Source organism: Acinetobacter sp. AG1 (assembly GCF_001005525.1).
GTDB lineage: Bacteria > Pseudomonadota > Gammaproteobacteria > Pseudomonadales > Moraxellaceae > Acinetobacter > Acinetobacter modestus.
Window position 1 is genome coordinate 19,156 of the sequence record NZ_LBMZ01000123.1, and the last position, 21,770, is coordinate 40,925.

Genomic DNA, 21,770 nt, shown 5'->3' on the forward strand with positions numbered 1-21,770 from the left:
AAGAGATGAGTCATATGGAAGAACCATCGTTAATACAGCTTTTACAACAACGGTTGCGTTTTTCCAAACGAATCCAACAAGCTGATGCAGCGGTTTTAATTGCAATTACACAAGAACAGCAACCTAAGGTCTTACTCACACGTCGTTCAATCCATTTATCTCAACATGCAGGTGAGGTGTCTTTTCCGGGAGGAAAGCGTGATCCGAGTGATACTAGCAATATTGTAGTTGCTTTACGTGAAGCACAAGAAGAAACAGCACTTAATCCGTTCGATGTCAAACTGTTAGGTGATTTACCGATACAACGTGCGCGTAGTGGTTTATCTGTGAAACCGATTGTAGGATTAATTCCCGCAGAAGTAGATCTAATTGCACAACCTACAGAGATAGATCGTATTTTTTTTGCACCATTGCAGCAGCTAATTGATGCACCGCCTTTACCCTATGAAGTGCGTTTAGCTCGACAATCAATTTATTTTCCGAGTATGCAGGTTGAAAATGAGATCGTATGGGGCTTAACCGCTCGAATGTTAGTATCATTATTTCAATATGGACTAGGACATCAAAAAAAATGGCCTTTTTTAGTTAATCCTCCTCATTTTGGATTATCTAAATTCTAATCACGTCTTCTTAAAATAGAGTAGTATTTTGTCATGATGTACACATATCAAGGATTGAGCCCTAAAGCATTACATGAACCTTGGGATGGCTGGATTGCACCGAATGCAACGGTGATTGGTCAAGCTGAGTTAGGTCGCCAAGTCAGTATTTGGTTTGGTGCGGTTGTAAGAGCTGATAACTGTAAAATTCGGATTGGAAATTTCTCGAATATTCAAGAGAATGCAGTTTTACATACTGATGCAGGTATTGAACTGAATATTGGGGACTATGTGACAGTCGGTCATCAAGCAATGTTGCATGGCTGTACGATTGGAGATAATTCTTTAATTGGTATCAATGCTGTAGTTTTAAATAATGCTGTGATTGGTAAAAATTGTATTATCGGTGCAAATGCATTGATTCCTGAGGGTAAAGTTATTCCTGATAATTCTGTAGTCATGGGGTCCCCAGGAAAAGTGATCAAAACATTAGATGAGCATGGCGCTGCACGGTTACGCTTGAGTGCTTTACATTATGCTGAACACTATAAGAATTTTTTAGTATTGGAAGAGTTTAATTTCTAATAATTACGAGTTGATATATTGTGTTTCTTTAGCCAAGTATATCCTTGGCTTTTTTGTATCTATAAAAAGCCAATAACTCGCTTAGGGCGCTTGAGTGGGGTATGATACTCGACGTTTTTTATCTCTTTTAAGCTAAGGTTTTTGCATGAAGTTGCTTGCATTGGAAACTGCAAATGAGCACTGTTCAGTTTCATTAATTGATGATGTTCAAGAACTCTATTTTCAATTAGATGAGCGACCAAAAGCACAAACGCAAACCATTTTGCCATTAACTGAACAGGCGCTATTACAGACTCAAACTCAATTGGCTGATCTGGCTGCAATTGCGTTTAGTCGTGGACCAGGTTCATTTAGTGGTGTACGTATTAATGCTGCGGTTGCTCAAGCTTTGGCATGGTCACAAGATTTGCCTGTTATTCCTGTATCAAGCTTGCAAGCGTTGGCGCAAGCTGCATATCGTTTGACAGGATTACAGCAGGTTACAGCTGTTTTAGATGCGCGTATGCAAGAAGTTTATATTGCTAATTTTAGTCTAGATGAAGATGGGATTATGCATGCTGTTGATGAAGAAAAATTATTAAATTATGAACAAGCGACCGCATATCGTAAATTTACGGCGATTGGCTCAGGTTCAGAATTGATTAAGCCAAGTCAAATAGACTCGCAAGAGGCTTCCATTCTAAAAACGTCTGCAACAGAAATTCGAGCAACTGCGCAGGATATTGCAACCATTGCGCGAGTTTATGCTGTACAAAAAAAATGGGTTGATGCTGAACATGCACTACCTGTGTATTTACGTGATGATGCATGGAAAAAAATTCCAGAACAAAGTAAAGCGAATTAAGGTTAATTATGGATCTTTTATTGCTATTTAAAGCAGCAATTATGGGTTTGGTGGAAGGGATTACTGAATTTCTACCGATCTCAAGTACAGGGCACTTGATTCTAGCAGGGCAGTTGTTAGATTTCTGGACGCTTGAAAAGCGAGAAATGTTTGCTGTTGCAGTACAAATTGGTGCAATTGCAGCGGTAATCTATGAATATTGGGGCAAGCTGTGGGGAGCATTAATTGGAGCACTCACCGGTCAAGAACAAGGTCGCCGTTTAAGCCTGAATTTAATTATCGCTTCTATTCCAATTGTGATTATCGGATTGACCTTTGGCGATGTGGTGAAGGCTTATTTGTTTAATGCAGTTACGGTCGCAATTGCGCTCATTGTCGGTGGTTTCGTCATTTTATGGGCTGAACGCCGCCAGCATAAAATTATAAGTCCTGAAGTTGAGGATTTGACATTCAAGCAGGCAACGCTGATTGGTTTGATTCAATGTTTTGCGTTAATTCCTGGGACTTCACGTTCTGGTTCAACCATTATTGGTTCATTATTCTTAGGTATTTCACGTAAAGCAGCGGCTGAATTTTCATTCTTCCTCGGTATTCCTGTATTGATGGGTGCAGGCTTACTGGATATGTATAAAATGCGTCATGAATTACATAGTAATGATATGGCTATTTTAGTAGTTGGAATTATTGTTGCCTTTGTTTCAGCTTTAATTGTGATTCGTGCATTAATTCGTTATGTCTCTAAGCATGATTTCACCGCTTTTGCTTACTACCGTATAGTCTTTGGTTTATTTATTTTGGCGACATGGTGGACAGGTTGGGTGCATTGGTAATGCAGATGATCTGTTGGTATCAGACGGAGTACGCGGAGAGATTTCAACAACTTCAAACTCGTTTAGCCAGTTTTGATGTCGAACTAAAAGGTCAAATCGTTGAAAAAGTGAATGCGCGTTTCCTTCGTCTGAATCCAGAAATGGCTTTAGTTTTAGATGAGGATGGACTCAGTCTGGCTGCGAATGGGATGAAAATGCAACCTGATTGGCGTGCTGAAATTCCTCGTTTAAAACGAGCCAGTCTGAAATCTGAAATGATCGCAAGAGCATGTCAATTAGGTGAAAAACCTAGCTTAATTGATGCAACAGCTGGTTTAGGTCATGATAGTTTATTGATGGCTTACTTGGGTGCTGATGTGCGTTTAATTGAACGTCATCCCATCCTATTTGTATTATTAGAATATACCAAAGCCCAAGCAGAACGAGATCCTTTTTTGCAATCTGTTATGCCACAGATTCAACTCATTTATGCTGATTCAACTGATTATTTACATGAGTTAAAGCAGCGAGATGAACAAGTCGATGTCGTTTATTTAGATCCGATGTTCCCACAGCGAGATCAAAACCACCAAGCACAGAAGAAACAGGCACAGGTCAAAAAGCAAATGCAATTATTGCATATGTTATTACCTGAAGATGGTGAAATGGATTTAGGTGATGAATTATTGCATCTTGCCAGTAAAATCGCTAAACGCGTTATTGTAAAACGACCACGACATGCTGTTTATTTGGCCGATCAAGCTCCAGATCATCAATGGCTAGGTGATGCTTGTCGTTTTGATGCATATTTTCCCAAAAGTTCAACTTAACTTTTATCCAAGTGATTGTTTAGCTTAGGTGAATGCTCGGTAAAGATTTGTGATATAGTGCAAAAGCATGATTGATAAAAAATTCTTGTCGAGCTTAAATGAAGGAAAGACGTTGTTCCTTTTAGGAAAAGTCATATTCATTTTATAAAAGATAGACATATTCTCAATCTAAGCTTGAAAAGAGAAATACCCGAAGAACTTTATGATCGACCTCAAACCCTCCATTAATATCTGGCATGATTTTAAAAGTAACCAAATTGCTGGAATGTGGTTGTTCCTTGGGTCTCGACGTTCCTTACAGATTGTTCATCCATCAATTACGCAACTCATTATTTGGGGTATTTTAGGTGGTTGTACCAACTCACTTTATAGCTGGTTGGTGGCAGGGCAAATTGGTGAGTTCAACCCTCAAGGTTTGATTGGTTACGCACTTTGGCCTTTTATTGCCTTAATTGTGGGGATTTTCCTTTCGCAACGCATGAACCAAGCCCGTTTAATGCTTGTACCCGCATTATTATGGTTAGTGCTTGATACCAATATCCTATTATTACAGTGCTTGATCCAATATTTAGGCTCAAATGGCTATCTAAATTTCATTCCCGATACAATCTATAATGGTTTCTTACCACCATTATTTGTTGGGCTATTTGTTTGGCAAAGTCTGGCTGTGATTTGGGTATTTTCACGGGCATTAAATTGGCCGTGGTGGGAGCGTGCTTTAGTTTTTATTGCGACTATTGCAACAATGGTGGTTTGGCAACTTTCGGTAAAAGATCAACCGATTTGGAAAGTTGAAGAAACACCACCAAGTTTTGCTGAAGATGCTTTTTATGCGCAAAGTCATGTGTTGGACAAAGCTTTAGATCAAATCCAATATGGTGATATTGCGAAAAGCCATTGGTATTTTATGGGCGTAGCTGGGGATAGCTACGCTGATGTTTTTAAATCTGAAATTGAGCGCATTAGAGAGCAATTTGATACTCGTTTTGGAACGTTTGGACGTTCCATTATGTTGATTAACAATCCTGCGACACGTTTAGATGTTCCAATTGCATCTAAAACCAGTATTGAGTTAGCGTTGCGTCGGATTGGTCAGCAGATGAACCGTGATAGCGATGTATTATTTCTTTATATGACATCCCACGGTGAGCGTAATCATTTTGAAATCGAAAATGCACCATTAGAATTAGGGCAAGTCGATCCGAAATGGCTACGTGAAACGCTTGATAAATCAGGGATTCGTTGGCGAGTGATTGTAATTTCAGCTTGTTATTCAGGAAGTTTTATTCCAGCGTTACAGTCGCCTGAAACCTTAATTATTACTGCTTCAGCCGCAGATAAAACCTCTTTTGGTTGTAATAATGAAGCGGATTACACTTATTTTGGTCGTGCTTTCTTCGATTTGGCGATGCGTGAACAATCCTCAATGAAAAAAGCATTTGATCAGTCTAAACAAACTGTGACACAGTGGGAAACAGCTCAAGGATTTGAACCATCTGAGCCGCAATGGGCCATTGGTCGTAACATGGAATTGATGTTGCCACAACTTGAGCCATATTTATTCCCGACACAAAATATCACAACAACAGACATTACAAAAACACAGGATAATCAACATGCAGCTACTGCAAAAAAATCGTTGTTTTGAGGGTGAACAGCGTATTTATCAACTGGAATCACAGCATCTTAAAGGTCTAACCAAAGTTGGAGTGTATTTACCTCCTGCTGCTTTAGAAGGAAAGCCTTGTTCAGCATTATTTTATCTTGCGGGTTTAACTTGCACTGAAGACACCTTTGCGATTAAAGCACATGCACAGCGCATGGCTGCTCGACTGAGTTTGATTCTAATCAGCCCTGATACCTCTCCGCGTGGAGAGGGGGTTGCGCAGGGTGATCATTGGGATATTGGTCAGGGTGCAGGCTTTTATATCAATGCTATTCAACAACCTTGGGCTGAACATTACCAAATGGAGTCTTATTTGGTTGATGAACTTTATGCACATGTTTTACAAGCATTTCCGATTATTGAAAGTCAGATTGGAATTTTTGGACATTCAATGGGTGGACATGGTGCATTAACTTTGGCGTTTAAATACCCAGAGCAATTTAAATCGGTTTCAGCTTTTGCTCCGATTTGCGCGCCAAGTATTTGTCCGTGGGGAGAAAAGGCATTTAGTCACTATTTAGGTACCGATCAACAGCAATGGTTAGCACATGATGCAACCGCTTTAGTTCAGCAAAAGGGTGGAATTTTTGAGGAAATTTTAATTGATCAAGGTCTAGAAGATCAGTTTTATGCCCAATTAAACCCTGAAAAGTTTAAGCAAGTTTGCTTGGATGCAGGGCAACATTTAACTTTACGCCAGCACAAGGGCTATGATCATGGGTATTACTTTATTCAAAGTTTTATTGATGATCATCTGCAATTTCATGCGATTCAGTTAGAGAAGGAAATGGCTTAAAAAAAGAAGCTCGATTGAGCTTCTTTTTTAATGATGCTGCCATTCAACAATAAACTCTTGTTGTGCCATACGATTTAAATGATCAATAACCACCTGTTCTAGACGAGCAACATCTTCTTGCTGATTTTCAATCAATACATCTAAATGCTGTTCTTGTGGTGTAAGCGTCACCGTTGCAGTCGGCATAAAAATTTTTGAATACAGCTCAGTCTCTGATACTTCAAATTTGTGCTTCCAGTGATTCAATAAACGTTTACTGATACGTTTACCTTCGTGAGTTGTAATTTGTGTCTTACTATTCATTTTTTAACTTCATATTCTGATTTCACCATTAAAAAAATAGCAAAATCATATGCAGTTAAAAATAGTATTCATGCAACGTGTTGTTGCAAGTTTGCAATGTCGTAATCGTATCTTTGTAACAGCCTAAAGCCGATGAATTTGTTATAATTCAATTATCATTTTTCAAAGTTTACCAGGTCATTCATGTCCAAGCCTTATTTAATTGCGCCTTCGATTTTATCTGCTGATTTTGCACGTTTAGGTGAAGATGTAGAAAAAGTTTTAGCTGCGGGTGCAGACGTTGTGCATTTTGATGTCATGGATAACCATTATGTACCAAACTTAACTTTTGGTGCAGGTATTTGTAAGGCATTGAAAAATTATGGAATTAAGGCACCAATTGATGTGCATCTGATGGTTTCACCTGTTGATCGTATGATCGGTGATTTTTTGGAGGCAGGTGCAGATATTATTACTTTCCATCCAGAAGCAACGGATCATATTGATCGTTCTTTACAACTGATCAAGGCAGGTGGCGCTAAAGCAGGTTTAGTTTTCAATCCAGCAACACCTTTACATTATCTTGATTATGTTCTCGATAAAGTAGATCAAATTTTATTGATGAGTGTGAACCCTGGTTTTGGTGGGCAAAAATTTATTCCAATGACATTGGAGAAACTTCGCCAAGCACGCAAAATCATTGATGTCAGTGGTCTTGATATTCGCTTAGAGGTTGATGGTGGCGTCGGTCCAGCAAATATTCGTGAAATTGCTGAAGCGGGTGCGGATATGTTTGTAGCTGGTTCGGCAATTTTTGGTCAACCTGACTATAAAACTGTAATTGATCAAATGCGTGCAGAGTTAGCTCAAGTTGGTGCAAAAGAAATTTAGTGTTTTCATACTATTTTTCACATAAGGTTGTGGATAACTTTGTTTATAACTGGGTGGATAACCGTGTTGATAAGCGAGTGGATAAGATGTTGTTAAAATAAACAAAATGATTTCAGTTGTTTATATTCTCAACAAAAATATCAAAAAAGGACAAATTTTTGTCCTTTTTTTGTTCGTCAAGTCCTTTATTTTGCTTTATTTTTGTTCATAACGTACTTTATTCTTTTTCGTTTGATAAATCGGCAGTTCTGTTGCTTAAATGCATGAAATTAGCGTAATTTGAACATAAAGTAGATTGTGCATAAGATAGAAAGAAATTATGCTAAGCAAATCGCATTCATTTGATGATTGATCCAAGGATATTTAGTGCAACTTCATAAAAAATACAAGCATCTATGGTTTGTATTCCTGATGATATTTTTCATCGGGGGAAGCGGTGCGTCTATTGCAGCAGTCCAAAATATTCAACTTGATCAAAAGATGCCTACAGCGCAAGTGATACCATGTCATGATCAACAGATGACACGTCCGCATCATCAAATGGATATGTCGCATGATGTAACCAATGTGGTTAAATGCCATGATGGGCAAATACAAGATCAGCAACATTGCCCTGATTGTAATAATATTTCGCATTGCCAAACGATTAATTTTGCACTCGATCAACAAATTCCGAGCCTGTCTGTTTCAACTTTTTTTGAGCTAAACACATATAAAAATACAGCGTATCAAGCTCGTCATCTTGTAGGTCATTGGCAAGAAATTTTACGTCCTCCTAGAACCTAATCTGTCTTAGAAGCTCTTTTTCGCTTCAACGAGCGATTTAAAAATAGTTCACAGATTAGGAAAATATTATGTCCTCAAAAATATATGCTGGTGTTATTGCTGGCTTAAGTCTAATTTTTGCGCCTTATAGTTTGGCTGCAATAAAAGAATATCATCTGAACATTAATCAAGGAATGGTCAATGTCACTGGAAAACCTGTCAAACGTATTACGGTAAATGGCAAATTTATTGCGCCGTTATTAGAGTTTGAAGAAGGTGATGAAGCGGTCATTCATGTGCATAATCAACTCAAAGATCAAGATACGTCATTACATTGGCATGGATTACTTTTGCCAGGATTGATGGACGGTGTGCCTGGTTTTAATGGCTTTAAAAGTATCAAGCCGAATGGAAGTTTTGAGTATCGTTTTAAAGTTCGTCAAAACGGAACTTATTGGTATCACGCGCATAGTAAAGGACAAGAACAAGATGGCCTATATGGCCCTTTGGTAATTTATCCGAAAGGCAAACAACCTGTCGCGGCACATGAAAAGGCTGAGCGTGATTATGTGGTGATGTTGTCAGATCTCCATGAAACGGAAAGTGACAAGATCATGGCAAATCTGAAGAAGTCTGCTGAGCATTATCAGGACCAGCGTGAAACAGTTGGCGATGTGTGGAGACAGGTGAAGCAGCAAGGCTTAAAAGCAACTTGGCAAGACCGTTCGATGTGGAATCAGATGCGAATGGCAAAAACCGATTTAGCTGATGTCACTGGTTATACCTATTTAGTCAATGGCCAGACACCACAGCAGAATTGGACGGGTGCTTTTAATGCAGGTGAGAAGGTTCGTTTGCGTTTTATCAATGCATCAGCAATGTCTTTCTTTGATGTACGTATTCCAAACTTAAAAATGACTGTCGTCAGTGCAGATGGTCAGCCAGTGAAACCTGTTCCTGTGGATGAGTTTCGTATTGGCACCGCAGAAACTTATGATGTGTTAGTGAAACCTAAGCAGGCACATTACCAAATTGAAGCTGAATCAATCGACCGTTCTGGTTTTGCAATTGCTTCATTGCACAATAGCATGACACCGAATACGCAAAAGGTTCAGATCCCTAAAGCGCGCCCACGTGCATTATTGACGATGGAAGATATGGGTATGGATCATGGTTCGCATGGTCAGATGGATATGAGCAACATGGATCATGGTTCAGATCAGTCAATGAATATGGCCAATATGGATCATAGTCAGCATCAGATGCCTCAAGGTAAAGCACCAGTTGCACCGATGCAAAAAGCAGCGATGGATCATAGTTCACATGGAAAAATGGACATGTCGAAAATGGATCATAGTTCGAATGGACAGATGAACATGGCGGGTATGGACCATAGTGCACACGGTCAGATGGATATGTCAGCTTCAGCAACGCCGTCAGATCATAGCCAACACCAGATGGCGGCATCTTCTGAAAAAGCAACTTCAGATACTGTTCAGGGATGGGCCAACGCAGCAACGCCAGCAGGCGATAAAGCTTTAAGTTATGCCGATTTGCAATCCTTACAGCCACAACCTGAGCGCTATAGTCGCCCAGCAGAGCGTGAAGTGGTAATTCGTTTGGGTGGAACCATGGAGCGTTATATTTGGACGATTGATGGTAAGAAATTTAGTGATCCAGACTTTAAGCCTTTAACCGTGCGTTATGGTGAACGTATCCGTCTCAAATTTGTGAATGAAAGTATGATGGCGCATCCAATGCATTTACATGGCATGTTTATGCAGCTGGAAAATGGTCAGGCACCGCAGGATATGCCAAATAAACATACGGTGATTGTGCCGCCGGGCAAAACTGTTACAGCTCTACTTACTGCTGATGAGCTAGGCGAATGGGCGATTCATTGTCATCTGTTGTACCACATGAGTGCAGGCATGATGAGTAAATTGATTGTCGCAAATGTTGATGATTCAAAAGCACTAAAACAAAAATCTGTTCAATCATCTCAAGGAGCGAGTCATGCACATCACTAAGCAAGCTTCTACGATGAAACGCTATACGCAATTATTGGCAATTGGTGGCATGATTTCTTCTTTGAGTGTATTTGCATCTGCACATGAGGGGCATGGTCAAATGATGCAAATGGATCGACCGGTACAACAGGATATATTGATGGAGACATCATCTTCTATTGATCATTCAGAACATCAACCTGAATTAAAGCAAGTACCATCTGATATTCAATATGATACACATGATCATCATCGTGAACATGGTGGACAAATTTATCAAGCCACAGCGATTAAAAATGCATGGATCGTTGATGACGATGGTCGAGGTAGTGCTAGTACTGAACTAAAAACATGGGTGGGAAGTGATAAAAATAAAATATTCATTCAAGCACATGTTGAAAAAGCAGAATCGGAAAAAACTCAAACCGAAACAAAGCTGTTATACAGCCGCAATGTTGCTGACTTTTGGGATGTACAAACCGGTGTTCGTTATCAATATCAGCCTGAGCAAAAGCATGCTCAAAATCAATGGGACACGGTATTAGGCTTACATGGTCTAGCACCGTATTTTTTTGAAACCGAAGCCTATATTTATGCAGGTCAAAACCAACGCTGGCAATTGAGTTTAGAAACAACACGGGATGTATTATTTACGCAAAAGTTGATTGCTCAACCTTATTTGAATGCAGATGTAATATTCAATGATGAGTCAAGTTATGCAAGTAAATCTGGATTATCTAAACTTCAGATAGGCCTGCAAACGCGTTATGAAATCAGTAAAAAAATCATGCCATTTATTGATGTCGCTTATGCATATAACAAAGGTTTGAAACAAACCGAATTGCAATCGGCTACAGACAGTAAAAAAGGTTGGCTATATGGTTTGGGACTTACGTTAAAGTTCTGATCCTTTGTCTAAAAGGTCACTATCCTGAGATACTGTTGGTTTATACTAGCAGTATCTTTTTTGAGTCATTCATGGTGCATAAATGGCTTTAGAACAACAAGACAATTTAATAACTGATAAAGCAAATGAATCTCTAAGTCGGAGAGAAAAAACACAAAATTTGATAACTCAATTTGACGCTGTTCCACGTGATGGCAGTATGAAAGTCAGTTTTTATTATATTCCACACATGAGTAGTTTGGTGGAAGTACAACGTATTAGAAAAGCATTATTGCCATTTGCTGAAATTTTAGTTGAACATAGTATTGATTTAGATACACGTCATCTAACTTTATATCATCATTGTGGAATTGATGAGGTGACAATTGCTCTAATTCGCTTGAGCTTGGGAGCTGAGTTACAACAAACCTTGTCACATTATGAACCTTTAGAAATGAATACTTTGAATACAGATACTGCAACTTTACAGGAGCATAAAGTTGAGTCACAGGATAATTATTTAAGTGTTTTAGGTCATTTTTTAATTTCATGCTTAAATCATTTAAAGCAATGGATAAAATGCTTACAGAGAAAGAAGGATAATTAAGCATGCCAAGATGGATGTATGGTGTACTAGGATTGGCTATCGCATGGTTGGTTTGGACACAGGTATTAAAACCAGCGCCAAATATTAGTCAAATGACCACTCAACAAGGCGTACAGATTAATGCCTTGGAGCGCTATGAAGGTGCATTTCGTGTGCTTTCTAGAGAAGACTACAATTTAGGGCGTGAAGCTGAATTTTCACCAATGGATATTGCTGTTGGTTGGGGAGATATGGCAAATCCACAGATCTATAAACAAATTGATGTATCACAAAGTAATCGTTGGTATCACTGGCGTATAGATCATCAACCGCCTATTTCTTTGAGAGAAATCGCAACGCATAGTGCCAATATGCACCTAGTTCCCGCCAATGCTTATGTCGCATCTCAAATGAAAAAAATTAAAAAAGATGATTTAGTCTATTTAAAAGGTTCTTTAATCGAAATACAGACAAAAGATGGCTGGCATTGGAAAAGTTCTTTATCCCGTGAAGATACAGGAAATGGGGCATGTGAGCTAATGCAAGTCGACCAAATTTCATGGCAGTAAATCTTAACCTTAGATAAAGTTTTTAATTTTTTAAAATACTGCATTGGAATCCATACATAACCTTTCACATAATCTCGAAATTTTACAGTACACTGCTTTTCCTGAGAGGACGACCTCACTTCAAACGCATCACGTTGGGACGACCCAACTCTTGTTAAGGTTGAGTGTAAAAAATGGCATGGGCAATTTTAATTTTGGCGGGTATTTTTGAAATTATTTGGGCATATTCAATGAAGATGTCTGAGGGTTTCACCAAACTAACGCCAAGTATCGTGACCATCATTTTTATGATTTTAAGTGTCGTATTATTGTCAATTGCAATGCGATCATTGCCTTTGGGTACAGCTTATACGGTTTGGACGGGAATTGGTGCGATAGGATCATTTATTGTTGGCATCATGGTTTTAAATGAACCAATGACTGCGATGCGAATGATTGCTGCAATATTAATTGTATCTGGCTTAATGTTGATGAAAATTTCGTCAAATTAATGGTTTAAGGAGAGCGTAATGCAACTGGTGTATATGTATATGGATTCTCCTGTGGGTGCATTAAAACTGGTTGCTCATGATCATGCATTGGTCGCCGTGATGTGGGACAATGAAGATCATAAACGAGTTCGACTCGCTGAACTGATAGAAGATCATCAACATCCGATGTTACTTCGAGTTAAAAAACAATTAGAACAGTATTTTGCAGGGCAACGTCAGCAATTTGATTTACCTTTAGATTTTAAAGGGACAGATTTTCAACAACAGGTTTGGCAGACTTTATTAACTATTCCATATGGCGAGACACGTAGTTATAAGGAAATCGCTGTTCAAATTGGCAACGAAAAAGCGGTACGTGCTGTTGGGGCAGCCAATGGTAAAAATCCGATTTCGATTATTGCACCATGTCATCGGGTGATTGGTTCGAGTGGAGCTTTGGTTGGTTTTGCTGGTGGTTTGGATAAGAAGCAGATTTTACTCAGTTTAGAGCAAAGCAAAGCTTAAATAATTTTAATTTCAAACTCTGCATAGCCTTATAAATCAGTAAGGGATTAGATGTATTTTGCGTAGGCATTTTTCTACTTTTCAAAGATGAAAAGTAACAAAAATCTTTTGTTTGGCTGATGGTACATCCTTGATATCACAGCCAAACTGGCGACATCCATGCCGCCTATCAGGATAGTCAATCTTGAGTATAATTCTATAAAACTAACTTTACTTTATAAATTATCCATGTCGTTAATACTCGATTTTAATCGCCTTTTGGAATAAGCTTAAGCCTTTCATAACAAGTTGAATGGAAGTTTAAAAATGGCTGTTGGTGACGTAACAATGCCACTTATGCATGTGGTGCAGGGTGTAAAAATTGGCTCAACTGAAGCGTATGTACGTTATCCAAATCGACGAGATCTAGTCATTTTTGAATTTGCCGAAGGTTCAAACGTTGCAGGGGTGTTTACCCAAAGCGCTTTTGCTGCAGCGCCTGTTCAATTGAGTAAAAAGCATTTAGCAGAAAACACACCACGGTACTTGATTATCAACACAGGCAATGCCAATGCTGCAACAGGCACAGTCGGTTATAAAAATGCAGAAGCCACTTGTGCCAAGTTGGCTGAGTTAACTGGTGTTCAAGCCAATCAGATTTTACCATTTTCAACGGGTGTGATTGGTGAGCAATTGCCGATTGAACGTTTAGTACAAGGTATTCAACCTGCACTCAATGATTTAAATGCCGATCGTTGGGCGGATGCTGCATCAGGCATTATGACCACAGATACCACACCAAAAGGTGCATCTGAACAGTTTGAGCTGGACGGTGTAATCTATACGATGACGGGTATCAGTAAAGGTGCAGGCATGATTCGTCCAAATATGGCGACTATGCTGAGTTTTGTGGCAACCGATGCGCCAATTAGCTCTAAACTGGTACAGCGTTTATTACAAACGACGGTTGAGCATTCATTTAACCGTATTACGATTGATGGTGATACTTCAACCAATGATTCTTGTATCTTTGTCGCAACTGGATTAGCAGGTGGTGTTGAGATTCAGAGCCAAGATGATGCACGTTATCAGCAGGTTCTTGATGTGCTTGCACGTATTATGAACCGTTTAGCGCAATTGATTGTGCGTGATGGTGAAGGTGCGACCAAGTTCATTACTGTACAGGTTGATGGTGGAGAAAATACTCAAGAATGTTGTGATGTTGCCTATAGCGTTGCCGAGTCGCCGTTAATTAAAACCGCTTTATTCGCTTCAGATCCAAACTGGGGGCGAATTGTGATGGCGATTGGTAAAGCAGGCGTACCCGACCTCGATAGTAGTAAAGTACAAGTTTGGTTAGGTGATGTACAGATTTGCTTAGATGGTGGTGCAAACCCAGATTATACTGAAGAAGCAGGTGCAGCTGTCATGGCTGAAAAGGAAATTAGCATTCGTATTGATCTCGGTAGAGGTACAGCTAAAGACACGGTTTATACCTGTGACTTTTCTTATGACTATGTCAAAATTAATGCCGATTATCGTTCATAAATTTGCGTTATAATAAAGCCTCCACAGTGAGGCTTTTTTTATAAGCTGGTATGTGGATAGTGTGATATTAACTAAATGCTCACCAAGATACCCAAGTTAGAAGTTTGCAGCGATGCAAGCACGCAGGATAGAGAAGACGCTTTATGAATGATGCGAATTTAATTGCGAACGAAGCCAAAAATATTGTGCAGGCGCATTTAGATCGTTTGGGCGAGCCAAAGGACAATAGCCTTAGCCCAGAAGTGAAACAAGAAAAGTTTGCCCAAATTGCAGCTGAGTTGAAAAAGCGAAATGCAGTGCTTGTGGCTCACTATTACTGTGATCCTGAAGTACAAGAGCTTGCCGAACTGACAGGGGGCTGTGTTTCTGATTCATTGGAAATGGCACGTTTTGGTCGTGATCATCCTGCAACAACCCTTGTGGTGGCAGGCGTAAAGTTTATGGGTGAAACCTCTAAAATCTTATCACCAGAAAAAACAGTGTTGATGCCAACTTTAGAAGCCACCTGTTCACTTGATTTGGGTTGTCCTGTAGATGAGTTTTCAGCGTTCTGTGATCAGCATCCTGATCATACCGTGGTGGTGTATGCCAATACCTCGGCGGCTGTAAAAGCACGTGCCGATTGGGTGGTGACTTCAAGTTGTGCGGTTGAGATCATTGAACATTTAGATAGTTTGGGCGAAAAAATTATTTGGGCACCAGATCAGCATTTAGGTCGCTATATTCAGAAGAAAACGGGCGCTGAAATGTTGTTGTGGGATGGTGCATGTATAGTGCATGAAGAATTCCGTGCCCGTGGTATTGCGCAAATGAAAGCGCTCTATCCAGATGCAGCGGTTTTAGTTCATCCAGAGTCACCTGAATCTGTGGTGGATATTGCTGATGCGGTGGGAAGTACCTCGCAACTGATTAAAGCAGCTCAGACCTTGCCGCATAAACAAATGATCGTGGCAACGGATCGAGGTATTTTCTATAAAATGCAGCAAGCAGCGCCTGATAAAGAATTATTTGAAGCACCAACCGCAGGTGAGGGGGCAACTTGTCGTTCATGTGCACATTGCCCGTGGATGGCGATGAATGAACTGGATGGTATTTTGCATGTATTACAGCATGCTGATCAAGAAATACACGTTGATCCAGCTCTTGCTGAACGCGCGAAATTACCCTTAGATCGAATGTTGAACTTTAGTGCTTCTTTGAAACGCTAAAACGTTTGAAAATGCTTGTTAAATATACATTTGATAAGGATTTATTCTTTTTTTGAAAAATAGGTGTTGACGTTCTAGAGCGTCGCGCCTAGAATGCACACCGTACCGCACGATGTGCGATACGCTAAAAGCTGAAAAGAAATCGGAGCATAGCACAGCCTGGTAGTGCACCTGGTTTGGGACCAGGGGGTCGTAGGTTCGAATCCTACTGCTCCGACCATTTAAAATATGTTGAAAAACATAGTTTTAAATATCGGCGAAGTATCGTGATAGTATTATCATCGTTATGCGCCTGTAGCTCAGTTGGATAGAGCATCCGCCTTCTAAGCGGATGGTCACAGGTTCGAATCCTGTCAGGCGCGCCATTTGGCAGCTTGGTATATAGAATCAAAGTTTTGATGGTGGATGTAGCTCAGTTGGTAGAGCCCTGGATTGTGATTCCAGTTGTCGCGGGTTCGAATCCCGTCATTCACCCCAATTTCGGAGCATAGCACAGCCTGGTAGTGCACCTGGTTTGGGACCAGGGGGTCGTAGGTTCGAATCCTACTGCTCCGACCATCATCTTTAAGATGAGATAAAATACCGCTAAGTTAGCGGTTTTTTTACGTCTGAAATTTGATTTATTTTTTCTAACTATATTATGTCTGTATCTTTATAGTGTTTAAATGCTAGAAAAATATAAAAATGAACTGTGGGTTTAAATTGGTACTGATATGGAAGAAGAAATAGAAGTCACGCTTGATACATTAGGGTTTTATTTACAAAAGCTTCTCAGTTTTGATCACTTGTGTGAGGAAGCAGTTCTATACCTTGAAGGCTTATATCAGAGTATTAAAAGAGATGAAGAAATTGCAAAGAAATTCTGTTTATTAACTCTTCATAATCAAAAATTTTATGATTTTTTTAGCAGGAATCATGAAACTGATGCTGAGTTTGAAATTTTACAGACGTGTATGATTTGGAATAGCTGTCTAGCTATTTTAATACAAAGCCCAAATGTAATGATAAGGGCAGCTATTGTTGAAAAATCAAGAATTTTTGCAACATTATTGATTAATGATCCAGATGTAAATGTCAGAATGCGTTGTGCTTCAACTTGGGAAAAGTGTGCTCAACAGCTCGTTTATGATGAGAATTATCTAGTAAGATCATGTTGTGCAGGCAAAAGTGAAGAAGTGGCTTTAAAATTGCTCGATGACTGTAATCTGTATGTCCGCAAAGCATGCACTATATGGGAAAGTTGTGCAGCATTATTACTTAAAGACCCTGAAAAGCATGTCCGGTTTTGGGCTTTGGTGAGATGGCCTAAATTTGCTGAACATTTTATTTATGATGAAGATGCACAAATTAGAGAGAAGTGTGCAACACTGAATGAATCTTGTGCAAAAATTTTGATTCATGATACAAGTGCAATCGTGCGCTCCGTAGCAATTAAATATGCACAAGATCGAGACTTAGCGTTGACTAGAAAAGATGATCCTAGCGAAATTGTAAGAAGAACTCTTGTTCAAATTTATAAAGATATTGCGGATAATTATAAAGATGACCAAGATAGCACGGTGAGAATGGCTGTACTTCAGGCAAAACCTGAATATGCTGATTATTATAAAGATGATGGAAATGAGCATGTACGAAAGTTAGCAAGCAGTTTCTTAACATCTCAACAAGATAGGTACTAACAGCATTTATTTGAGCTAAAAAATAATTTATTCCTATTTATCATCATTGATGAATACAACATAGTTTTTATTTCATTGTTGGACATAGATAGTAAAATTATATTTATAGATTTACCATAATCTTTTCGCATTTTGAAAGAATGAAAATAACAGGGATAGAAATGACACAAGCAGTTTTTGATTTTGTAATTATTGGTGGTGGCTCAGCAGGTTGTGTACTTGCAGGTCGGCTTTCAGAAAATCCAAATATATCAGTTTGTTTACTTGAGGCTGGTGGTGATGGCAATAGCTGGTTGGTGAATACACCATCAGCAGCAGTTATCAGTATTCCAACCAAGATTAATAACTGGGCTTTAGAAACCATTCCACAAAAAGGTTTAAATGGGCGTAAAGGCTATCAACCTCGTGGAAAATGCTTAGGTGGTAGTTCTGCGATTAATGCGATGGTCTACATCCGTGGTCATCATAGTGACTATGACCATTGGGCAGCTCTAGGTAATACAGGATGGTCCTATCAGGATGTATTGCCATACTTTATAAAATCAGAGCATAACGAGCGTATTCGTAATGAATATCATGGCCAACATGGTCCACTCAATGTCAGTGAATTACGTTCGGACAATCTGTATCAGAAAACCTTTGTTGAAGCTGCGAAGCAGGTCAATTATCCACTTAATGATGACTTTAATGGCGCAGAACAAGAAGGACTCGGTGTTTATCAGGTCACACAAAAAAATGGTGAACGTTGGAGCGCAGCACGTGGTTATTTGTTTCCTTATTTAGGTAAGCGACCAAATTTACATGTAGTTACCCAAGCTAAAGTTTCACGTATCGTTGTTGAAAATGGTCGTGCTGTTGGGGTGGAGTATAGCCATAAAGGACAGACAATTGTTGTTAGTGTCAATAAAGAAGTTTTACTGTCTGCGGGTGCTTTCCAATCACCACAAGTCTTGATGTTGTCGGGAATTGGCCCACGTCAAGAACTGGAAAAATATAGTATCCCTGTAGTTAAAGATTTAGCAGGTGTTGGTGAGAACCTACACGATCATCCTGACTTTATTTTTGCTTATAAGACTAAGCAAATGGAAGGAACCTTTGGGGTGTCGGTTGGTGGCGGTATTGATTTAGTTAAACAGATTGGGCGTTATCGTAAAGAACGTCGTGGTTTAATCACCACCAATTATGCTGAATGTGGTGGCTTCTTAAAAAGTCGCCCTGAGTTAGATAAGCCAAATTTACAATTACATTTTGTGATTGCTGTAGTAGATAACCATGCTCGCACGATGCACACAGGTCATGGTATTTCATGTCATGTGTGTTTATTGAATCCGCGTGCGCGTGGTTCAGTCAAACTCAGTGGTAAAAATGTTGATGATCCATTATTGATTGATTTTAAATTCTTAGAGGATGAACAAGATCTGCAAGATATGGTCGATGGATTTAAAGTCACGCGAAAGTTAATGAATGCACCTGCTTTAAGTGACAAAATTAAAGAAGATATGTTTACAGCGAATGTGCAGTCTGATGATGAAATTCGTGAGATTTTACGCCAACGTGTCGATACGGTCTATCACCCAGTCGGCAGTTGTAAAATGGGTGTGGATGAGATGGCCGTGGTCGATCCTGAGCTAAAAGTGTATGGCATTGTCGGACTGCGTGTGGTGGACGCGTCGATTATGCCTACTGTGGTCAATGGCAATACCAATGCGCCAGCAATTATGATTGCTGAAAAAGCGGTTGATTTGATTCGTCAAACTTGGAAGTAAGCTCTAAGTTGTTGTGGAGCTAAGCTATTTGCCTTAGCTCTTTTCATTTTCAGCGGAGTTGCGTGGTGTTTCCAGCATACGCGGAAAGGTGAAGTTATAATTTTCTAGGGCGTAGCGGAACAATTGAGCAGGGCGCTTACCGACAATTTTTTGTTGTCCTGTTTCCTCAACTGCACCTGCTTCCTGCATACGCCGTCTGAATGATTTCTTTTCTAATGTATGCCCTAAAATAATTTCATAAATGGTTTGTAATTCTGTCAGGGTAAAAAGCTCAGGCATGAGGCTGGCGGGTAGAGCGGTATAACGGGTTTTATTGGCAAGGCGATCATAAGCGAGTTTTAGCAGTTGTTGATGATCAAAGGCTAAATCAAGTTCCAAGGCTTCTTCTATAGAAAGCCATTTACTCATTTCAGTTGTTGAAGTCTTTTGAATTTCAAACTTACTAAAATCAATCAGTGCAAAATAAAGTGATGTAATTGACCAACCACGTGGATCACGATGTTGATTGCCGATGGTTTCGACTTGTTCAAGATAAGGGGAGTGAATCCCTGTTTTTTCAAGCAGTTTACGGTGTGCTGTTGCTATTAAATCGGGATCGGTTTTTAAATCGACAAAACCACCCGGTAGCGCCCATTTGCCTTTTTCGGGAAAGTTGGAGCGTTGAATCATTAAGACTTGTAATTGACCTTTTGCTACAGAAAAAATTGCCATATCGACCGTAAACAGAGGCGTGTCATAGTCTGTTTTTTGATAGTGGGCAAGGTATTTCTGTTCGGAGGTATAGGTCATTTGGCGTTGTCTCATGGATGAGTGAATCAAGTATAAAGGTTTTTTATAGATTTGAATGAGCTGATGGTACATCCTGAGCGAAGTTCAAAGTAATACTTTGAACTTCGTGCAAGACAGTTAAAGAGACAGCATCCATGCCGTTTATCAATCTAGCGTAGATAAATTTCAAATTTGAAATGAGAGATATTGATATCGCTTTAGACCAATCTCTCTCGAATTTGATCAAGCGAGCATTCTTTTAACAATTGACCATTTTCAAATACTGTTTGCAGTGCCCCCATCTTCTCCTGTTCAAAACTTTGTTGATCAAAGAGCTCAAAACCATTCTCGGTTTGTTCAACCCGTAATAAGCCCTTGGCTGATTTTTTAACACCCGAGTCGGTCACTGGGTCTTTAAACAGTTCACGACCGACACCGTTAACCTGACCCCAAGTAGCTTTGACTGCAAAACCAAAGCTATCACGAGTCAAATAGTTATAAGTATAGCTGCCGATTCCAAAGACTAGATTATTTGAAGCAAAGCCTTTGGCCTCCAAACCTTTTAAGATATTTTGTGCACGTTCTAGGGTAATCGAGTCACCATAAATCAAGCCAACCCGTTCATTCAGGACTTTATAGCCTTGTGCAGTTTCGGTTCCTCCGAAAATTTCCCATAAACATTGCACTGCACCTTTATAAGCTGGACTATCTATTTCAGCATCAGGATCGCCACAGATAATTTTCACAGGATCACCTGAGTCAGGGCGAAACACCACTTTGGCGAGTCCGAGGGCATTCGGTTGGCGTTTTAAAATCTCTGATTTTAATTCCACACTAAACTCGGTAATCACACGCCAGAAATCCCAAGTATCTGAAACGATACTGACCACACCGGCAGGATAAAGTTCACAGATCAGACGTCTAAAGGTCTCGATTTCACTTTCTTCACTGCCCATACACATCACACTGTGTTCTGTTGCAGGTACTGAAACACCGACGACCCCTGTTGCATTGTAATATTCTTCTGCATAGTCAATTGAAGCAACTGAATCTGTCCCAATAAAACTGGTTAAGTGACCCACACCCGATTGGGCAGCATCATAGATCCCACTCATTCCTCGGCTACTAAAATCATGGCCTTGAACGGGAACAAAGTCTAAAGCTGCACCTGTTTTTTCTGCATATTGGGTCAACAAGCGTTTGTATTCATAGGCAATGCTGGCCGTGGTACAGCTTTTCCATAATTCGGCACTGAGCACGGTTTCGATATAGTTGGTTAACCAAAAGAAATTCGGGTCAGTATTGATAATGGTCAATACCGGCACTTTGATATTGACGCGGCTACCTTCTGGCAAGGCTTTAATTTTTAATGGTAAATAGCCGAGATCGTGTAAAGCTTCGATGTGCTCGACAGGCACTGCACCTTCACCTAAAGAATTGTCCATACGGCGTTTATAGGCTGCGACGACTTTGGCTTTGGGTTGATTGAAGAAGCCTTCATTCCAAGTTTCAATCAGAAAGTGTTTGATAAAGCCTTGCAAACCAAAGAACACAATCTTGTCATCAAAATCAGGCAGCATTTTAGCTAGGCGTGATGAGCGCGGGGTAAAGTTGGCATAGACGTATTCAGTTCCCACTGGATACTGGCGACGGTGGTCGGCTTTATAGAAATCAATTGCATTGAGGGGGTTAATTTTAATACTCATTTTT

At 39.7% G+C, this 21,770-nt stretch carries 22 protein-coding genes and 4 tRNA genes; 23 read left to right on the forward strand and 3 right to left on the reverse strand.

The genetic code is table 11. The features are described 5' to 3' along the window. The first annotated feature begins 5 nt into the window (after positions 1-5). The 7 genes from AAV96_RS15925 to fghA all read left to right on the forward strand — a co-directional run bounded on the left by AAV96_RS15925 (position 6) and on the right by fghA (position 6,129). Entirely contained in the window at positions 6-620 is a 615-nt protein-coding gene (locus AAV96_RS15925) for a CoA pyrophosphatase (protein WP_005218190.1), read from the forward strand. Between the two features lie 36 nt (positions 621-656). After that, entirely contained in the window at positions 657-1,184 is a 528-nt protein-coding gene (locus tag AAV96_RS15930; protein WP_161794016.1) for a gamma carbonic anhydrase family protein, read from the forward strand. 145 nt (positions 1,185-1,329) lie between these two features. Next, positions 1,330-2,028 carry a tRNA (adenosine(37)-N6)-threonylcarbamoyltransferase complex dimerization subunit type 1 TsaB gene (tsaB, locus tag AAV96_RS15935; protein WP_046740017.1) on the forward strand — a complete coding sequence of 233 codons (699 nt, stop codon included), beginning with the start codon at positions 1,330-1,332 and terminating at the stop codon, positions 2,026-2,028. An 8-nt stretch (positions 2,029-2,036) separates the two neighbouring features. After that, positions 2,037-2,858 carry an undecaprenyl-diphosphate phosphatase gene (locus AAV96_RS15940; protein ID WP_046740018.1) on the forward strand — a complete coding sequence of 274 codons (822 nt, stop codon included), beginning with the start codon at positions 2,037-2,039 and terminating at the stop codon, positions 2,856-2,858. Further along, on the forward strand, positions 2,858-3,667 hold the full coding sequence (locus AAV96_RS15945; RefSeq protein ID WP_046740019.1) for a class I SAM-dependent methyltransferase: 810 nt from the start codon (positions 2,858-2,860) through the stop codon (positions 3,665-3,667). The genes AAV96_RS15940 and AAV96_RS15945 overlap by 1 nt, the downstream gene beginning before the upstream one ends. A gap of 202 nt (positions 3,668-3,869) precedes the next feature. Continuing rightward, positions 3,870-5,315, forward strand: a complete 1,446-nt coding sequence (locus AAV96_RS15950; protein ID WP_004663809.1) for a C13 family peptidase — start codon at positions 3,870-3,872, stop codon at positions 5,313-5,315. Then, positions 5,284-6,129: an S-formylglutathione hydrolase gene (gene fghA / locus AAV96_RS15955; RefSeq protein ID WP_046740020.1), complete on the forward strand. Its 846-nt coding sequence runs from the start codon at positions 5,284-5,286 to the stop codon at positions 6,127-6,129. Before AAV96_RS15950 ends, fghA begins: the two co-directional genes overlap by 32 nt. Before the next feature lie 27 nt (positions 6,130-6,156). Here the strand turns inward: fghA and AAV96_RS15960 are convergent, their stop codons facing one another. Further along, positions 6,157-6,432 carry a DUF2218 domain-containing protein gene (locus AAV96_RS15960; RefSeq protein WP_046740021.1) on the reverse strand — a complete coding sequence of 92 codons (276 nt, stop codon included), beginning with the start codon at positions 6,430-6,432 and terminating at the stop codon, positions 6,157-6,159. 183 nt (positions 6,433-6,615) lie between these two features. Here AAV96_RS15960 and rpe point away from each other — a divergent pair, with 183 nt between their 5' ends. The 16 genes from rpe (at position 6,616) to AAV96_RS16040 (ending at position 19,292) form a co-directional block, all read left to right on the forward strand. Then, complete coding sequence (rpe, locus tag AAV96_RS15965) at positions 6,616-7,302, forward strand: ribulose-phosphate 3-epimerase (protein ID WP_046740022.1); 687 nt, start codon at positions 6,616-6,618, stop codon at positions 7,300-7,302. Between the two features lie 366 nt (positions 7,303-7,668). After that, positions 7,669-8,088 carry a hypothetical protein gene (locus AAV96_RS15970; RefSeq protein WP_046740023.1) on the forward strand — a complete coding sequence of 140 codons (420 nt, stop codon included), beginning with the start codon at positions 7,669-7,671 and terminating at the stop codon, positions 8,086-8,088. Between the two features lie 68 nt (positions 8,089-8,156). After that, a complete protein-coding gene (locus tag AAV96_RS15975; protein ID WP_046740024.1) occupies positions 8,157-10,097 on the forward strand; it encodes a copper resistance system multicopper oxidase in 1,941 nt (646 codons plus the stop codon). Then, entirely contained in the window at positions 10,084-10,983 is a 900-nt protein-coding gene (locus AAV96_RS15980; RefSeq protein WP_046740025.1) for a copper resistance protein B, read from the forward strand. The genes AAV96_RS15975 and AAV96_RS15980 overlap by 14 nt, the downstream gene beginning before the upstream one ends. An 82-nt stretch (positions 10,984-11,065) precedes the next feature. Beyond that, the gene (locus AAV96_RS15985) at positions 11,066-11,569 is read left to right on the forward strand and encodes a hypothetical protein (protein ID WP_046740026.1); all 504 of its coding nucleotides are present in this window, start codon (positions 11,066-11,068) and stop codon (positions 11,567-11,569) included. 2 nt (positions 11,570-11,571) lie between these two features. After that, complete coding sequence (locus AAV96_RS15990; RefSeq protein ID WP_005218164.1) at positions 11,572-12,117, forward strand: hypothetical protein; 546 nt, start codon at positions 11,572-11,574, stop codon at positions 12,115-12,117. A gap of 173 nt (positions 12,118-12,290) precedes the next feature. Beyond that, positions 12,291-12,608: a DMT family transporter gene (locus AAV96_RS15995; protein ID WP_046740027.1), complete on the forward strand. Its 318-nt coding sequence runs from the start codon at positions 12,291-12,293 to the stop codon at positions 12,606-12,608. An 18-nt stretch (positions 12,609-12,626) separates the two neighbouring features. Beyond that, complete coding sequence (locus AAV96_RS16000) at positions 12,627-13,112, forward strand: methylated-DNA--[protein]-cysteine S-methyltransferase (RefSeq protein ID WP_046740028.1); 486 nt, start codon at positions 12,627-12,629, stop codon at positions 13,110-13,112. 306 nt (positions 13,113-13,418) lie between these two features. After that, complete coding sequence (gene argJ / locus AAV96_RS16005) at positions 13,419-14,639, forward strand: bifunctional glutamate N-acetyltransferase/amino-acid acetyltransferase ArgJ (RefSeq protein ID WP_046740029.1); 1,221 nt, start codon at positions 13,419-13,421, stop codon at positions 14,637-14,639. A gap of 143 nt (positions 14,640-14,782) precedes the next feature. Then, positions 14,783-15,847: a quinolinate synthase NadA gene (gene nadA / locus AAV96_RS16010; RefSeq protein ID WP_005218157.1), complete on the forward strand. Its 1,065-nt coding sequence runs from the start codon at positions 14,783-14,785 to the stop codon at positions 15,845-15,847. 143 nt (positions 15,848-15,990) lie between these two features. Further along, positions 15,991-16,067: transfer RNA gene (locus tag AAV96_RS16015), tRNA-Pro, on the forward strand. A gap of 68 nt (positions 16,068-16,135) precedes the next feature. Beyond that, a tRNA-Arg gene (locus AAV96_RS16020) sits at positions 16,136-16,212 on the forward strand. 36 nt (positions 16,213-16,248) lie between these two features. After that, positions 16,249-16,324 (forward strand) — tRNA-His (locus AAV96_RS16025). 4 nt (positions 16,325-16,328) lie between these two features. Next, positions 16,329-16,405, forward strand: a tRNA-Pro gene (locus AAV96_RS16030). Between the two features lie 155 nt (positions 16,406-16,560). Then, positions 16,561-17,526 carry a hypothetical protein gene (locus AAV96_RS16035; protein WP_046740030.1) on the forward strand — a complete coding sequence of 322 codons (966 nt, stop codon included), beginning with the start codon at positions 16,561-16,563 and terminating at the stop codon, positions 17,524-17,526. A gap of 161 nt (positions 17,527-17,687) precedes the next feature. Next, positions 17,688-19,292 carry a GMC family oxidoreductase gene (locus AAV96_RS16040; protein ID WP_046740031.1) on the forward strand — a complete coding sequence of 535 codons (1,605 nt, stop codon included), beginning with the start codon at positions 17,688-17,690 and terminating at the stop codon, positions 19,290-19,292. Between the two features lie 33 nt (positions 19,293-19,325). Here AAV96_RS16040 and AAV96_RS16045 read toward each other — a convergent pair whose 3' ends face one another. Together AAV96_RS16045 and AAV96_RS16050 are read right to left on the reverse strand one after the other, a co-directional pair. Further along, the gene (locus tag AAV96_RS16045) at positions 19,326-20,081 is read right to left on the reverse strand and encodes an NUDIX hydrolase (protein ID WP_046740130.1); all 756 of its coding nucleotides are present in this window, start codon (positions 20,079-20,081) and stop codon (positions 19,326-19,328) included. 197 nt (positions 20,082-20,278) lie between these two features. Next, positions 20,279-21,766, reverse strand: coding sequence for a nicotinate phosphoribosyltransferase (locus AAV96_RS16050; RefSeq protein WP_046740032.1), 1,488 nt, complete (start codon positions 21,764-21,766; stop codon positions 20,279-20,281). Between the last annotated feature and the right edge of the window lie 4 nt (positions 21,767-21,770).